The organism is Exiguobacterium sp. GL_137 (assembly GCF_057834585.1).
Window position 1 is genome coordinate 2,887,101 of sequence record NZ_CM174406.1, and the last position, 15,635, is coordinate 2,902,735.

15 protein-coding genes are annotated in these 15,635 nt (G+C 45.5%); 10 read left to right on the top strand and 5 right to left on the bottom strand.

All coding sequences use genetic code 11. From position 1 onward, the window contains the following. Positions 1–23: 23 nt before the first annotated feature. The 5 genes from AC3IRK_RS15035 (at position 24) to AC3IRK_RS15055 (ending at position 6,037) form a co-directional block, all read left to right on the top strand. On the top strand, positions 24–1,679 hold the full coding sequence (locus tag AC3IRK_RS15035) for a PTS transporter subunit IIBC (RefSeq protein ID WP_131503521.1): 1,656 nt from the start codon (positions 24–26) through the stop codon (positions 1,677–1,679). Positions 1,680–1,763: 84 nt separating this feature from the next. After that, positions 1,764–2,567 (top strand): endonuclease/exonuclease/phosphatase family protein, encoded by an 804-nt coding sequence (locus tag AC3IRK_RS15040; RefSeq protein ID WP_131503522.1) that lies wholly within the window; start codon positions 1,764–1,766, stop codon positions 2,565–2,567. A 175-nt stretch (positions 2,568–2,742) separates the two neighbouring features. Next, positions 2,743–4,155 carry a sucrose-specific PTS transporter subunit IIBC gene (locus AC3IRK_RS15045; protein ID WP_131973510.1) on the top strand — a complete coding sequence of 471 codons (1,413 nt, stop codon included), beginning with the start codon at positions 2,743–2,745 and terminating at the stop codon, positions 4,153–4,155. A 108-nt stretch (positions 4,156–4,263) separates the two neighbouring features. Then, positions 4,264–5,115, top strand: a complete 852-nt coding sequence (locus AC3IRK_RS15050) for a PRD domain-containing protein (RefSeq protein WP_489170735.1) — start codon at positions 4,264–4,266, stop codon at positions 5,113–5,115. Then, positions 5,102–6,037, top strand: a complete 936-nt coding sequence (locus AC3IRK_RS15055) for a carbohydrate kinase family protein (protein ID WP_489170180.1) — start codon at positions 5,102–5,104, stop codon at positions 6,035–6,037. The genes AC3IRK_RS15050 and AC3IRK_RS15055 overlap by 14 nt, the downstream gene beginning before the upstream one ends. A gap of 61 nt (positions 6,038–6,098) precedes the next feature. On the opposite strand, the gene AC3IRK_RS15060 is transcribed toward AC3IRK_RS15055, so the two are convergent. Next, positions 6,099–6,794 carry an alpha/beta hydrolase gene (locus AC3IRK_RS15060; RefSeq protein WP_489170181.1) on the bottom strand — a complete coding sequence of 232 codons (696 nt, stop codon included), beginning with the start codon at positions 6,792–6,794 and terminating at the stop codon, positions 6,099–6,101. A 159-nt stretch (positions 6,795–6,953) separates the two neighbouring features. Here AC3IRK_RS15060 and AC3IRK_RS15065 point away from each other — a divergent pair, with 159 nt between their 5' ends. Further along, the gene (locus AC3IRK_RS15065; protein ID WP_131503527.1) at positions 6,954–8,225 is read left to right on the top strand and encodes a purine/pyrimidine permease; all 1,272 of its coding nucleotides are present in this window, start codon (positions 6,954–6,956) and stop codon (positions 8,223–8,225) included. Between the two features lie 63 nt (positions 8,226–8,288). Then, the gene (locus tag AC3IRK_RS15070) at positions 8,289–8,798 is read left to right on the top strand and encodes a hypothetical protein (protein WP_489170182.1); all 510 of its coding nucleotides are present in this window, start codon (positions 8,289–8,291) and stop codon (positions 8,796–8,798) included. 357 nt (positions 8,799–9,155) lie between these two features. Here AC3IRK_RS15070 and AC3IRK_RS15075 read toward each other — a convergent pair whose 3' ends face one another. From AC3IRK_RS15075 to AC3IRK_RS15090, 4 genes are all read right to left on the bottom strand, one after another. Then, positions 9,156–10,649, bottom strand: coding sequence for a peptide MFS transporter (locus tag AC3IRK_RS15075; protein WP_188004896.1), 1,494 nt, complete (start codon positions 10,647–10,649; stop codon positions 9,156–9,158). A 236-nt stretch (positions 10,650–10,885) separates the two neighbouring features. Next, entirely contained in the window at positions 10,886–11,524 is a 639-nt protein-coding gene (locus AC3IRK_RS15080; protein WP_026827139.1) for an NAD(P)H-binding protein, read from the bottom strand. Further along, positions 11,521–12,747, bottom strand: coding sequence for a glutathionylspermidine synthase family protein (locus AC3IRK_RS15085; protein WP_131973513.1), 1,227 nt, complete (start codon positions 12,745–12,747; stop codon positions 11,521–11,523). Before AC3IRK_RS15085 ends, AC3IRK_RS15080 begins: the two co-directional genes overlap by 4 nt. Further along, positions 12,744–13,073, bottom strand: coding sequence for a hypothetical protein (locus tag AC3IRK_RS15090; RefSeq protein WP_114596785.1), 330 nt, complete (start codon positions 13,071–13,073; stop codon positions 12,744–12,746). The genes AC3IRK_RS15085 and AC3IRK_RS15090 overlap by 4 nt, the downstream gene beginning before the upstream one ends. Positions 13,074–13,215: 142 nt before the next feature. Between AC3IRK_RS15090 and AC3IRK_RS15095 the strand changes: the two genes are divergently transcribed. From AC3IRK_RS15095 to AC3IRK_RS15105, 3 genes are all read left to right on the top strand, one after another. Beyond that, on the top strand, positions 13,216–13,662 hold the full coding sequence (locus AC3IRK_RS15095; protein ID WP_114596682.1) for a hypothetical protein: 447 nt from the start codon (positions 13,216–13,218) through the stop codon (positions 13,660–13,662). 86 nt (positions 13,663–13,748) lie between these two features. Continuing rightward, entirely contained in the window at positions 13,749–13,922 is a 174-nt protein-coding gene (locus tag AC3IRK_RS15100) for a hypothetical protein (RefSeq protein ID WP_012371785.1), read from the top strand. A 27-nt stretch (positions 13,923–13,949) separates the two neighbouring features. Next, complete coding sequence (locus tag AC3IRK_RS15105; RefSeq protein ID WP_012371786.1) at positions 13,950–15,506, top strand: ABC-F family ATP-binding cassette domain-containing protein; 1,557 nt, start codon at positions 13,950–13,952, stop codon at positions 15,504–15,506. Positions 15,507–15,635: the final 129 nt, after the last annotated feature.

Sequence of the window (15,635 nt, forward strand, 5' to 3'; positions counted from 1 at the left end):
GATACATAGAGGAGTGAAACCACATGAAAAACAAGATTTCATTTGATTTCTGGCAAAAGCTAGGAAAAGCTTTAATGGTAGTCATCGCAGTCATGCCAGCTGCCGGAATCATGATCTCGATCGGGAAGTTGATCGGAATGTACGGTGGCGACATCGTGTTTATGCAAACGGTTGCAAGAATTGTTGAAGATTTAGGTTGGGCCATCATTACTAACCTGCATGTCTTGTTCGCCGTTGCGATCGGTGGATCGTGGGCAAAAGAACGGGCCGGCGGAGCATTTGCTGCCTTACTTGCCTTTATCTTAGTCAACCGTGTTACCGGTGCTATCTTCGGTGTCAACTCGACGATGCTTGCCGATCCAAAAGCAACCGTCACGTCTTTACTTGGTTCTGATTTAATTGTAAAAGATTATTTCACTTCTGTCCTTGGTGCTCCGGCGCTTAACATGGGCGTATTCGTCGGAATCATTTCCGGTTTCCTTGGAGCTGTACTCTTCAATAAATTTTATAACTTCAGCAAGTTGCCTGATGCACTTGCATTCTTTAACGGTAAACGATTCGTTCCATTCGTCGTCATCGGTGGATCCGTCGTTGCAGCGTTTGTTTTATCACTCGTTTGGCCATTCGTCCAAGGATTATTGAATGACTTCGGACGCTGGATCGCGACGTCACGCGATACGGCACCGATCCTTGCTCCATTCGTTTACGGAACACTGGAACGTCTGCTCTTACCGTTTGGTCTTCACCACATGCTGACGGTTCCGATGAACTACACGGAACTCGGTGGAACGTATAAAATTTTAACGGGGGCAGCGCAAGGTTCGACGGTCGCAGGTCAAGATCCGTTATGGCTCGCCTGGATTACCGATCTCGTTAACTTAAAACAAGCAGGTAACACACAAGGATACAACGATTTGATCAACAGTGTCGTCCCGGCACGTTTTAAAGAAGGACAAGTCGTTACTTCCCTGGCTTCTTTAATCGGTGTTGCTGTTGCCATGTACATGTCGGTTGATGAAGACAAAAAGAAAGCTTATAAACCGGTCTTCCTATCTGCCGGTCTTGCCGTTTTCTTAACAGGTGTCACGGAGCCGATCGAATTCATGTTCATGTTCATCGCACCTGTCCTTTACGTTGTCTATGCTGTCTTAACAGGTGTTGCATTTGCTTTGGCTGACGTCATGCATCTCCGGATCCATGCGTTCGGAGCGATTGAATTGTTGACACGGATTCCGCTGATTGCAAAAGCGGGACTGATCGGTGACTTGATCCGCTTCATCGGTGTCTGTGTGTTCTTCTTCTTCTTGAACTTCTTTACATTCCGTTTCGTTATTAAAAAGTTCAACTATGCAACACCTGGCCGTAACGGAAACTACTTGGATGATGTCGTCGTTTCAGATAACACTCAAGCTACGAACGAAGCGGCTGCAACAAACGATCAATCACAAGCCTCACGCATCATCGGATTATTAGGGGGTCAAGCAAACATCGAGGAAGTCGATGCCTGTATGACACGCCTGCGCGTCACGGTCAAAGATCCAAGTCTTGTCGCACCGGAATCTGATTGGAAATCCAATGGTGCACTTGGATTAATCCTAAAAAATAATGGCGTGCAAGCTATTTACGGTCCTAAAGCGGATGTCTTGAAATCAGATATCCAAGATCGAATCGGCGCATAAACCAGATGATTTAGGGTAAATAAGAAAAGGTGAAGCTCTCCTTGAGTTTCACCTTTCTTTATTGAAAAACAGGAGGATCAACAGATGCGATTACTTACGCTCAATTGCCATTCTTGGCAGGAAACCAATCAACTCGATAAACTCGATCAAATCGTTACACAAATCATCCAACAGGATTATGATGTCATTGCTTTACAGGAAGTGAGTCAATTGATGGATACTCCGATCCTTTATGACAACATCCGTGAAGATAATTTTGTTTACTTGATTCAACAAGCCTTGGCGAAACAAGGTTTCGACTATTCGTTCGTCTGGGACTTCTCGCATATCGGATATGATGCGTATGAGGAAGGTCTCGCTCTTTTGACGAAACACCCCATCTTAAAATCAGACAGTTATTACGTCAGCAGAAGTCAGGACACGATGGACTGGAAGTCCCGCAAAATCGTCCGGGCAACCATCGATATCGACGGGACACAAATCACGTTTAATTCCTGTCACCTCGGTTGGTGGGAAGATGCGGATGAGCCGTTCAGTGAACAGTTCGATCATTTGATTGCCCGAATGGACCCTCTTGAATGGACGATGTTCTTAGGCGACTTCAACAATGATGCATTGGAACGTGAGGCCGGCTATGACCATATGATACAACGCGGCCTCCACGACGTCTTTTTGTTGGCTCAAGAGACTGTTGGTATTGAAACGGTCGAAGGCAAAATTGACGGGTGGGAAGAAAATCAACAAGGATTACGTCTCGACCTGGTCTTATCGAACCGAAAAATCGACGTCGATCGCGTCGGAGTCGTCTTTGACGGGGTGTTCGCACCGGTTGTTTCTGACCACTTTGGTGTCGAAGTCGATATCTCGATTCAAAAAGAACCCATTTAACGGTTGACAACGCTTTCTTTTCTCCTTATGATGAGGGCAACAAGCAAATAGTGCGGATTGTGACAGTACGGCTGGCAAGACCGATTCAGCATCTCGTTCGTGGAGATGCTGTTCGGTCTTGCCTTTTTTTGTGGCTTGTTGCAACTGCACGCCTTTCCTAAAGGAGGAACTCAAGATGGATTACAAACAAACTGCAGCACATGTCCTCGAACTCGTCGGAGGCCGGGAAAACATCATTACGGCCGCCCATTGTGCAACACGGCTCCGCCTCGTCCTGCATGACGAATCCAAAGTGAATCAGCCTGCTCTCGAAGACTTGGACGGTGTCAGTGGTGCATTCTCAAGTTCAGGTCAGTATCAAATCATCTTCGGAACAGGTACTGTCAACAAGGTCTTCGCTGAATTCGCCCCACTCGCTGGTGTAAGGCCGGACGGAGAAGAACAGCTTGATGTCAAAAAAGCAGCTTCGCAAAAATTGAATCCGTTTGCCCGTCTTGCCCGCTCATTATCAAACGTCTTCGTACCGCTGATTCCAGCTATCGTCGCTGCCGGTCTGTTAATGGGACTGCTCGGAATGATCAAGGCATTCGGCTGGGTCAGCGGTGATTCGCCAATCGTCCAGTTGCTCGATATGTTCTCGTCTTCCGCTTTCATCATCTTACCGATTCTGATCGGTTTCTCGGCTGCCCGTGAATTCGGTGCGAATCCGTACCTCGGTGCCGTCATCGGTGGAATCATGACCCATCCATCGTTATTAAATCCGTGGACACTCGGAAACAGTGAACCGGAAGTGATGCATTTCCTCGGCATGAACATTGAATTGATCGGCTATCAGGGAACGGTTTTCCCGGTTCTTCTGACAGTTTGGGTCATGGCTAAGATTGAACAAGAAGTCCGTAAACGGACACCAGAAACACTTGATCTCCTCGTCACACCGTTCGTGACGATTCTCGTGACAGGCTTCCTCGCACTCATCGTCATCGGTCCAATCGGCACGTTGCTCGGTAAGGGAATCTCGTTTGTTCTTGTCTTCTTCTATGAGCAGTTCTCGGTCGTCGCCGGTCTCTTATTCGGTGGTCTGTACTCGACAATCGTCATCACAGGAATGCACCACAGTTTCCATGCGATTGAAGCGGGATTACTTGCCGATAAGAGTATCGGTAAAAACTTCTTACTTCCTATCTGGTCTATGGCAAACGTCGCCCAAGGCGGAGCAGGACTTGCCGTTTACTTCATGACGAAAAACGTCAAACTCAAAGCACTCGCTCTCCCGTCTGCTTTTTCCGCATTTCTCGGGATTACGGAACCTGTCATCTACGGGGTCAACCTTCGACTCGGTAAACCGTTTATCGGTGGTGCGATTGGTGGCGCGATCGGCGGCGGATATGTCGTCTTGACACAAGTCGCAGCGAACGCTTACGGATTAACCGGTATTCCGATGATTGCCATCGTCGCTCCGCTCGGCGCCTCCAACTTGATCAACTATTTGGTTGGTTTCGCAATTGCTGTCGCAACGGCCTTCGTCGCTACCGTCATCTTGATGCGTCTCGATGCACGAAAACAAAAACAGACGGATTTGGCTGCTTAATTAAACGATGCGACCCCTTGAGAATCCTCTTCGGGTCGCATTTGTCAGTTTTCCTAGATTGCCGATAACCCGTATAATGGAAGTAGAAAGGAGGTAGTCAGACTGATCATTCATAAAGTACTCAACAATAACGCCATCGTCACAAAAGAACAAGATCAGGAACGGATCATCATGGGACCCGGCATTGCTTTTGGTAAAAAAAAGAAGGATCCTGTTGATCCGACGAAAATCGAAAAAATGTTCATCCCGTCTTTTGAAAATGCCGAACAGTTCAAGGAAATCCTGACGACGACTCCACTGGATATCATCGATTTGTCGGAACAGATCATTTCTTATGCAGAAGGCGAACTGAAAACACCTTTTCATGACTACATTCATGTCAGTCTGACCGATCACCTCGCCCACGCCGTCCGGCTTGCCCGTGAACAACTGGTCGTCCATAATCGCTTGGCGGAAGAAATCCGGTTACTGTATACAGCGGAATATCAGATTGGAGAATGGGCAGTCGCCCATATTGAACAACAGTTAGCCGTTTCATTACCGAAAGAAGAAGCTGCGAACATCGCCCTTCACTTGTATAATGCACGACAACGACATCCTAATATGGCAACCGCCCTCCAGACGGCTACGTTATTAAATGAGTTGCGTGAACAAATCGAAGCCTTTTTCGGTCAAACGATTGAAACGACCTCGATGACCTATTACCGGTTCTTCACCCATATGAAACTCGTCTTAGCCCGGATCGAACAAGGGCAAACGTTACATGACATGGATGACGTCATCTTATCCGCTGTTCAAACCCGTTATACGGACGCTTTCCGTTGTGCGGAAAACATAGCGTCCTGGTTGGAACAAGAATTACAGACGACTGTGCCGCAATCCGAAGTCGGCTATATGGCTCTTCACGTGGAACGGATTCGGCCAGATTTTGAAAGGGGTACCTCCTATGAAAATTTATAGTCTTGGTGAAGCATTGATCGATTTAATACCGCTCGATGCCGATAATGTAACATTCCAAAAAAATCCGGGTGGTGCACCGGCCAATGTCGCCGTTGGATTAGCACGGCTCGGCGCCGACAGTTATTTCCTTGGTTCCGTCGGTGACGATTCGATGGGACACTTTTTAAAGGATACACTTCATCATTACGGTGTTAAGACAGATCATCTTGTTTTTGATCCGACACATAAGACCGGCCTTGTCCTCGTTACGAATGCAGCCGACGGTGACCGGTCATTCGAGTTCATCAACAGTTATCGTGCGGACATGAGTTTTCATGAAAAAGACATTCCGGATTCACTCGCCGAGGCGGACCTCTTGCATATCGGATCAATCTCCTTGATTTCCGGAGATGCGGTCGAAGCGACACGGCGGGCGATTGAAGTGGCGAAAGCCAATAATGTCACGATCTCTTACGACCCGAATTTACGTGAATCGTTATGGTCTGATTTAGATGCTGCCCGTTCCACGATTCGGTCCGTCTTACCGGATGCTCAAATCGTGAAACTGGCGGAGGAAGAACTGACCTTTTTAACCGGCCAGACGAATTTGGATGAAGGGGCTGCCGAACTACTCGCAGAATATCCGATTCGGTTACTGGCTGTAACGCGTGGCGCGGAAGGTTCTCTGATTTATACCGACCGCTCGATGGCAGAGATTCAAGCGATTTCTGTCGATGCGATTGATACGACGGGAGCAGGTGACGCGTTCATGTCCGGTCTCCTCCATCAATGTGCCATCCGCTCGTTTTCGTTTGACTGGGATGAAAACGAATTACAGGATATCGGCCGCTTTGCTGCGATTTCCGGAGGTTTAGCCGCTTCGGTCAAAGGCGCGATGGTTGCTTTGCCAACGCTTGACGAGGTTTCACGACGGTTGACGTAACATATATGAGAAGACATCAAACCCGCTCCCCTGTCCAATCAGACAGAAGAGCGGGTCTTTTTTACTGTGCAGATAAGAATTCCCGGATCACCTTCAACGTTTCATCCTGTTGTTCTTTTGGCGTCAACGGACTGTCATTGTCCCCTTTTTGTTTGCCGTACATCCCGAAGTTGGCATGGTTTCCATCCTGGATCAGATGAAACACTGCATCAGAACGGACATCCTGTTTACTGTCCTCAATATCCTCGACCGGTAAAACCCCGTCCCTTCCACCGTAGACGGTTAGCGACGGAGTATCGATTACATCAATCGGATAAGAAGCTAAAAAAATCATGCCTTTGATTTTCGGACTGTCTTCCAAAATCGTTGAAGCGGCGCTTCCGCCTAACGAATGACCAATCAAATACCACTGCTTGATTTTTGGATGCTCTTCGATGATCGATAATCCCTTTTTAGAGTCCAGCAGCGCAATATTAAACGGCAGTTTCGGCAGGGCGACATAATATCCTTCTTGTGCCAATCGGTGACCGAAATAGCTGTATGCAGCGGGATCCACTTTGGCCCCTTGATAAAAAATGAAGCCCGTTTCACTCGTGTCGTCTCCGAACTGATAACCTTGTCCGACCGGTTCACCGAAATACTGTTTTGCTTCTTTTGTTGGATTGTAATCAAATTGAGCCCAAATCATGAATGCTGCAACTAAGATCCCTACCAGAATCAGTAGACTGATGCTGATTCGTTTTAACCATCTTTTCATATTCATCCCTCCTCTTTTATGATACCCAATATAATGTGCAAAATCACATATGAAAGCAGTGTTTTGAATTTTCAGTTAATGTAAGCGTATCTATCTCTTTTTCAATATTTGGTTTAAGATTAAAAAAGCATCCGTTATTCGAAAGGGGAATCATTTGTTTTGCCACGTACTGTTGTCTCCACGATTCAGTGGTTTTTGTTTATTATTTGTACTAACATTGCCCCGCCACTCGCGATTGCTGCCTCATTTGAACTATCAAGTGCAGATACCCTCGCTTTCCTCTCACGTTGTTTATTCGTTTTTGCGATTTTAAGTCTCATTCAAGTGTTATTCGGCCACCGTCTGCCGATCATGGAAGGCCCTGCCGGTATTTGGTGGGGAGTATTCGCGCTTTATTCTTCCATCGGAATCACCTTGTACGGCAGTTACTCCAACACGTTACAGTCGTTAGGTTTTCTTCTCATCTTAAGCGGGATCATCTGTATCATTCTCACCCTGACCGGTGTGCTTCGTCGACTCGTTCCTCTGTTCACACCACAAGTCATCGGTGTTTATATGTTACTGTTATCGGCTCAATTATCCGGTTCGGTCATGAAAGGATTGCTCAATATCGAAGACGGAAAGATTCAGGTGCTTCCTGCCGTCATTTCTGTCTTAACCGTCATCATCTCACTTTATTTAGAACGTAGCGATCGGTTGCGTCAGTATGCGTTATTGATCACCCTGCTCGTTGGTTGGAGCATGTTTGCTTTGATTGGTCGTGCCGAAATGCCGACGTTCGACGGTCCGTTCTTTACGTTCCCTGATTTGATGCCGTTCGGTGGTATTCAACTCGACTGGAGCTTACTCCCGACAGCACTGATCATCTCATTGTTGCTGATGACAAACGTCTTGGCGAACATCAAAGTCATTGAACGAATCATCAGTGCAAAACGTGGTGAGCAAGTGAAGGGACAAGTCGCGACAGCCGGCGTCACAGCCGGAATCGGGCAAATTTTCGCGGGAATGTTCGGAACGGTCGGTCCCGTTGCGATTTCCGGGACAGCCGGTTTCATCGCTTCAACCGATAATACGGATCGGAAGGCCTTTGCGATTGCCAATGCCATTTGTCTGTTCCTCAGCGTCGTCACTCCGTTCGTCGGACTGATTGCAAAGATTCCGGTCGCTGTCGGATACGCAATGGTTGCTCCAATCGTTGCCGGAATGGCGATTATCGGGGTCACGGAAGCTTCGCGGGAATTGAATCGCCAGACCGCCATGATTACGGTCGGCTTACCGGTTCTAGTCGGAATCGGTGCCCTGCTTCTTCCGAAAGGCGCCACTTCGGATTTACCTCCACTCGTCACGACATTGATGTCGAATGGTCTCGTACTCGGAACACTCGTCGCCCTGCTCGCAGAATCTTTACGTCATATTCGCACAAATGATTGAATTGCAAAAAAAACCTTAAATGTTATATTAAAACAGTTAAAAATAAGCATTTGGAGGTTTAAGATGAAAAAAATCACAAAGATTTTAAGCGCTACCATACTTTTATCGACTTCTCTTGTACTTGTAGGACCTAAATATACTCAGGCATTAAGTGGAAATGAAGGTACATATTTCTATTATGCTCCTGCGGCATCCCCTGTTTACAAATCAAAAAGTTACGGTGCATGGGAAGTCGAATCTAAGACAATGCACGGTCCACAGAAAATGATTGTATCCGAGAAAGTAAAAACCAATTGGAGTGTTACTGGGGCAGGTGAAATTTCAAGGGGTTCTATTAAGGGATCTTTAGAAGGATTCTTCGGTAAAGATAAAACTATAACGGTGAATTCTGAAAAATACATTCCAAAAGGGAAAAAAGGCACTTTTAAGACTCGTATTGTGTACAAGAACTATACACAAAAATACAATCAATGGTTTACTACAGATGGTCATCGTAGTAAGACGGGAAAAACAAAAACAATTAAAATCAAAAAAAAATATAATGTAGAAGGTAAGATCAGTATTACTAAATAACAGCTTACACAGAAATCCTATAAAACAACTCCAGTACGAATAGAGAGCACTGAAAAACCTCGTGCTCTTTGAGCGTGATCAAGAGAAAAGACGATTGATTTCCGAGTTAGTCGGGTCAATCGCCTTTTTTTCTTTTAAAGTTTTTCAGTACCCTCGTACGAATATGGAGTTTTTTTGATCTATTTTCGAAGTAAAATATTCATCACGAAAAATAAAAATCATTACTATAGCAGACAGTTTGATTGTTTTAACTGTCTGTCATAGTAGACGTTGTACAGTACCTTTTTTTATTCGATTGAGTCTCACAATACCAGAAGCATTGAAACAGACCATTTTCCATACCTCATCAGTATAAAATCAACGGATTCCTTTCATGAGAACTTGGAGTTTTTTCGAAAAAACAAGCAGTAGCAATCCGAAGAACACTGCAACTAAGCCTGTGATACCAAAATACATGACTTCCGTATCACGATCATAAAACTTAACGATTTGAGCATTAACGGCTTGTCCTGTAGCATTTGTCATAAACCATAGACTCATCGTCTGTGCCGAAAATGCAGATGGAGCCAGTTTTGTCGTCGCCGATAAACCGACTGGAGAAAGAAGAAGTTCACCGATCACAACTAGCAGAAAACTAAATACTAACCAAAGCGGACTGACCAACCCTTCTGTTCCGAACAATAGACCTGGAATCATCATGACGATGAAGGATAAGCCGGCAAATACTAAACCAAACGAAAACTTTTGAAGTGTTGTCGGCTGGCGATCCCCAAGCTTAATCCAGATACTTGCAAAGACTGGTGCTAGTGCAATAATAAACAGCGGATTGACGGATTGGAAAAGTGCCGGGCTAAATTCATATCCGAGGAAACTTAACTCCGTACGTTGATCGGCAAATTTAGATAATACATATGTTCCCTGTTCTTGAATGGCCCAAAAAATAACAGCTGCCAAAAATAATGGAATGTATGCATACAATCTTGATTTTTCATCAGAATTAATTTTAGGACTACGCAACATAAAATAGAAGTAAAAGACTGGAATGATGACTCCAAGAATCGTCACAACAAACGAAAACGTATTAATCGTCAACCAACCGATTGTTGAAGCAATCCAGCCAAGAACCACAATACCAATCAAAGCGAAAGAAACTACTTTATAAAAGTGTACTCTTTCTTCTTTTGACATCGGATTTAATACGTATTGACCAGCTTGTCCGAGATTTTTTTTCTTTGTCAATACAAAGACAATCAGTCCTAAAAACATACCTACTGCCGCAACAGCAAAACCGGCATGGAAACCTGCCTGCAAACGCACTCCATCTACGATAATCGGAGATAAGAATGCACCTGCATTGATTCCTGTATAAAAAATACTAAAACCAGCATCACGTCGGCTATCCGTTTTGCTGTACAGATCACCTACAATATTTGAAACGTTTGGTTTCAATAACCCTGTCCCAATTACAATCAAACCCATTGAGAAGAACAGTGCTGTAGCGCCTGCCGGTAAGGACAGAACGATATGTCCAGTCATAATCAATACACCGCCGTAAAATACAGTCCGTGATGTTCCTAATAAACGGTCGGCTATCCATCCGCCGATGACACCGGACATATAAACTAATGATCCGTAGATCGCCATGATGGAAGACGCCATTTTTTCGTCGATTCCAAGACCACCATCTTTTACAGAGTAGTACATATAATAGATAAGGATGGCACGCATCCCGTAGTAGGAGAAGCGCTCCCAAAACTCAGTAAAGAATAACGTGAACAGTCCTTTTGGATTTCCGAAGAATCCTTTTTGCGGAACAGTCTTGTAGACCTGATCGCGATCAAACTCTGCCATATGAACGGCTCCTTTCGTCTACCTTCGATATGTGCACATTGTCCAATCTTTTTCCCGCTTTCCCCAAACGATAAGCATGAACGAACGAATTGAACGCAAATACACTGTTTTGCCTGAATTGTCTCACTTCTTTTTTTGTTTGTGAGACAGCACTATATCATTCAACCGTAAATCATTTGAGGAGTCAAATATTAATTTCGGTACACAAAAAAGAGTGATACGAAAAATCCGCTCACTCAAGTCTGCATCTCTTTTGATTCAACAATCGTTACTCCTGGTGGTTCATGCAGCGTATGATGAATCATCGCCTGCGCGACCTTCGCCGCTTCAATCGGTGCGTACGGGCTGCGCCGCAACAATGGACGTAACACAGTGGATACCCGGGCCGCCGCCTGTTCGCCAAAACGGAATTCATCCCGCTCGCCTAACAATAACGAAGGGCGGAAAATAAGTAAGGCATCGTAACCGAGTACGCGTAATCCATTTTCCGCGTCCCCTTTGACACGGTTATAAAATGTTTTCGCATTCGGATGGGCGCCGAGTGCCGAAATCAGAGCAAATCGAGTAGCCCCTAGATCAAGCAATTCCCGTCCCACTTCAATTGGATATGTATAATCCACGAGACGAAACGCTTCTTGCGACCCAGCCTGTTTGATCGTTGTCCCCAGCGCACAGTAAACGTGGTCGACTTCCGGTAATTCGATTTCCGTCACATGATCAAAATCAATCACCCATTCTTCGAGTTTTTGATGAAATCGATTCATCGGACGACGTACAAGAACATGTACTTCCTGATATTCATCATGCGCCAATAGTTGATCGACCAGTTCTTGCCCCACTAAACCAGTCGCTCCTAAAATAGCTGCTTTCATCATCCATCCTCCTCTTGATTTTCACGTTGTCCGATCGGTAAGAAATAAGATCGATTCCCCGTAATCCGTTCACCTGCCCGCACCCCGACAGCACTCGGTCGCCCGCCAAGCACAAATACACCAAACATATATGCGACTTCTGTTTCATCTTCTAATGACCATATCGGTAATTCCTGATAACGTTGATACACGGCAGACTGATCGCTGAATGAACGTTGTTCGTTGCTGAACAGGACATTCCCGTCCCCTTGACGGACAGTAACCGTATCCCCTTCCCGTCCAAAGATTGGTTTTTCGACAAATGCCTGATTTTGACGTAAAAACGGCTCCGGACTCAAATAGGTCGGTAAGAAATACTGAGCAATAATCTCATGATCACGCCCGGTCAAATAAGGATGGTCTGTTTCATGCAAGAGCCAAATCAAGGCCAAGACCGATTTTGCCTGCATCAGAAAAGCCGACGGTGGATTGATGATTTCAAGCAATCCCATCTCGACGAGCTGCAGCAACAAATGTCCCAGCTCTGTTCCGTCTTCATCACGGTCGAGTAAAGCCATCTCAATCGGAAACGTCTGCCGGTACAGAATATCGATTCGCCGTCCCTGTTGGTCATACAACCCATCTTCTGCCCGTATCTCAAGTTCGTCAAGAGGACAGTATGTAGCACCGGCAACAAATTGTTGCAGATACTCTGTCGTCCACCGGTCTTCGATGTTGTCTCCGTGTGACGTGAAGACGACGTGCGGCTGTTCGTGACGAATCCTGTGGCTTGCCGCCTTCACCGCACGATCAACGCTGTCCGCCAACTGTTTCGCTTGTCCGTCATTAATTGATCGAAAACCCACTTTTCGCGCAATCCGATCATTGACTTCAAAGGACTCCTTAATGAATGTCGGCGTATCCGCATTCCATTCCATGATCGAAATCCGATGATTTGTGACAATGAAATCGAAGCGGCTGATGACTGATAAAGGACGCATCGTCTGTAACCGTAAAAACGGTAAAGCATCCTTTGGAAAACCAAGTTCAATTAATCCGTCGTCATCCATCGTCCAAAGAATCGGAATCACTTTTTCAAAGATGGTATACGCTTCTCGTGCCGCTGTCCGCAATGCCTGAATCGTCTCGTTCGAAACGGGCATCACTTCCGCCAAAGCGTAAATTTCCCCATCCAGCACATCCCAAAAAGCGTCGATATCCCCGTACAATTCCTGTCGTGTCCTCATCCGCCGAAGAAGCCGGACGATGACCCCGTCCCAAATCCTTTTGTCTTGGCATTATAACTTTTGACGTCCTTTGATCGGGGTGTGTACCCTTTCGTTCGCATCGCACTATGCATCAAGGCGCGTGAAGCAAAGTAACTTCCTCCCCAGTAAAAGAACCCCGAGTGTGTCGAGCTTGAATCATCACAATACCAAACACCTTCATCGTTATCATATTCATAATCATCACAATCCGGATCATCCGGACGTTCCGCTTTTGCATTGTCCGATCCACATCCACTGAGCGTCGTTCCGATTAATAACGTAGCTGCAAGTGTTGCCTGCTTCATCCAACTCACATCGCATACCCCTCTCATCACAATTTGTTATTCTAAGTATACGCTTTTTCCACCAAAAAAGTTTCTAAGTCGTTCCGGAACTTTTTTTGTTAATGCCAGTAGAATAACGAAGAAGACTTGAGGAGGAAATCAAATGTCACTTGCCTATTATGTCGAAGATCAAAATGAGTTCAAATCAATTTATCAATACAGCCGCTTTGCCATTGAACCGGAGGAAATCATTGCGCATCAACTTTGCGAATTTCATATCATCGAAGGTCACTTATATGAGTTGCGTTCCAATGAAATGGACGGCGAATACGATCAGTTAATCGTCGATCATGTGGAAGCGTCTCCCCGTGATCCGGCGGACCGTGTCTATCCGCCGCACCAGATTCATCTCGAATTCCGACGCTTCCAGGAAAGTGCTTCACATCCGGTCATCAAGACAGTGACCGTCCCGAATCATATCCAGGCCATGCGCTTTTTAGTTAAAGATAAATTGAGCGTACCCGATCACGGCGTCTTTGAACGAGACAGCTGTGAAGTCGATTTAGACCGAAATTGTTACGTGATTTATTTAGGCGAAGAAATCATTTAATGAAAGAATTAAGTATAGTTCGTTTTCAAGACAGGTTTTTTTTGGCATACTAGAGGATAAGAACGAATTAATCGAGGTGAACACACATGAGCGAACAACCAAAAAAATTGTCTCTTCAAGAAGCAATGATTGAACAATTAAAAGCAAAAAAACAATCACAGACAAAACGTCCGACCGGTTTGCGCGGAACAGAAACAAAACAAATGACAAGCCAAAAAACGAAAAAAACGAACAACCAGAAAAAACGGACAGGCGTCTAATTGAATTCGTGAAATAAGGGAGTAACTATGAGTATTTTAACGGTATCAAACTTAAGCCATGGTTTTGGCGATCGTGCGATTTTCGAAGATGTCTCGTTTCGTCTGTTAAAAGGGGAACACATCGGTCTTGTCGGAGCAAACGGTGAGGGTAAATCGACGTTCATGAACATCATTACTTCACAGCTCGAACCAGACGAAGGAAAAGTCGAATGGGCGAAACACGTTCGTGTCGGCTATCTGGATCAGCATGCTGTTCTTTCCAAAGGACTCACGATTCGTGATGCCTTAAAAGGAGCATTCCAATACTTGTTCGACATCGAGCAGGAAATCAATGATCTGTATACAAAAATGGGTGAAGTCGAACCAGACGAACTCGAAAAAATGTTAGAAGAAGTCGGTGTCTTACAAGACATCTTGACGAACAATGATTTTTATACGATTGATGCGAAAGTCGAAGAAATCGCACGCGGTCTAGGTCTTGATGAGATCGGTCTCGATCGTGATGTCCAGGAACTAAGCGGCGGACAGCGGACAAAAATCCTGCTCGCGAAGCTGTTGCTTGAAAAACCAGACATCCTGTTACTCGATGAGCCGACCAACTACTTGGATGTGCAACATATCGAATGGTTGAAACGTTACCTCAATGATTACGAAAATGCGTTCATCTTGATTTCACACGATATTCCATTCTTGAACAGTGTCATCAACTTGATTTACCATATGGAAAACCAAGGACTCAATCGTTACGTCGGTGATTACGACAACTTCCTGACTGTCCATGAGGCGAAGAAGAAGCAACATGAGTCAGCCTTTAAACGTCAACAGCAGGAAATTTCCGAGCTGAAAGACTTCGTCGCCCGAAATAAGGCCCGTGTCTCGACACGGAACATGGCGATGTCCCGTCAGAAGAAACTCGATAAGATGGATGTCATCGAACTCGCGCAGGAACGTCCGAAACCTGAGTTTCATTTCCAGACAGCCCGGACACCAAGTAAGTTGATGTTCGAAGCGAAAGGACTTGTCATCGGATACGATGAGCCGCTTTCCCGTCCGCTTGACTTGATGATTGAGCGCGGTCAAAAAATCGCGTTACACGGGGCAAATGGTATCGGGAAGTCGACGTTACTCAAAAGTCTGCTTGGTGAGATTCCTTCGGTTTCCGGTACAGTCGAACGTGGAGAAAATCTTCACATCGGCTACTTCGAACAGGAGATCAAGGAAAAAAATTCGAATACGTGTATCGAAGAGATTTGGGGCACATTCCCGTCTCTGACACAGCAGCAGGTCCGGGCTATGCTCGCGAAATGCGGTCTGATGACGAAACACATCGAATCGAAAATCGAAGTCCTCAGTGGTGGGGAAAAAGCGAAGGTCCGCCTTTGTAAATTGATGAACACAGAATCCAACATTCTTGTTCTCGATGAGCCCACCAACCACTTGGATGTCGAAGCAAAAGAAGAACTCAAACGGGCTCTTCAGGAGTATAAAGGAACGGTTCTGTTGATTTCACACGAACCTGAATTTTACGAAGCCGTCGCAACGGATTTATGGAATTGTGAATCGTGGACGACAAAAGTGTTCTAAAGGTAAACACCATCTGACGGAAGGCCGGGACTCGATTTTAGATCGAGTCCTGCGTTCCGTCTTTTTTTGTGCTTCCATTTAATTCATAGACTTAATCATTGCCTTGTTCAGCGATTTGTATCAAACTAA

Coding starts and splice junctions, on each gene's coding strand:
- AC3IRK_RS15035 (WP_131503521.1), top strand. CDS start 24: ATGAAAAACAAGATTTCATTTGATTTCTGGCAAAAGCTAGGAAAAGCT.
- AC3IRK_RS15040 (WP_131503522.1), top strand. CDS start 1,764: ATGCGATTACTTACGCTCAATTGCCATTCTTGGCAGGAAACCAATCAA.
- AC3IRK_RS15045 (WP_131973510.1), top strand. CDS start 2,743: ATGGATTACAAACAAACTGCAGCACATGTCCTCGAACTCGTCGGAGGC.
- AC3IRK_RS15055 (WP_489170180.1), top strand. CDS start 5,102: ATGAAAATTTATAGTCTTGGTGAAGCATTGATCGATTTAATACCGCTC.
- AC3IRK_RS15060 (WP_489170181.1), bottom strand. CDS start 6,794: ATGAAAAGATGGTTAAAACGAATCAGCATCAGTCTACTGATTCTGGTA.
- AC3IRK_RS15070 (WP_489170182.1), top strand. CDS start 8,289: ATGAAAAAAATCACAAAGATTTTAAGCGCTACCATACTTTTATCGACT.
- AC3IRK_RS15075 (WP_188004896.1), bottom strand. CDS start 10,649: ATGGCAGAGTTTGATCGCGATCAGGTCTACAAGACTGTTCCGCAAAAA.
- AC3IRK_RS15080 (WP_026827139.1), bottom strand. CDS start 11,524: ATGATGAAAGCAGCTATTTTAGGAGCGACTGGTTTAGTGGGGCAAGAA.
- AC3IRK_RS15085 (WP_131973513.1), bottom strand. CDS start 12,747: ATGAGGACACGACAGGAATTGTACGGGGATATCGACGCTTTTTGGGAT.
- AC3IRK_RS15090 (WP_114596785.1), bottom strand. CDS start 13,073: ATGAAGCAGGCAACACTTGCAGCTACGTTATTAATCGGAACGACGCTC.
- AC3IRK_RS15095 (WP_114596682.1), top strand. CDS start 13,216: ATGTCACTTGCCTATTATGTCGAAGATCAAAATGAGTTCAAATCAATT.
- AC3IRK_RS15100 (WP_012371785.1), top strand. CDS start 13,749: ATGAGCGAACAACCAAAAAAATTGTCTCTTCAAGAAGCAATGATTGAA.
- AC3IRK_RS15105 (WP_012371786.1), top strand. CDS start 13,950: ATGAGTATTTTAACGGTATCAAACTTAAGCCATGGTTTTGGCGATCGT.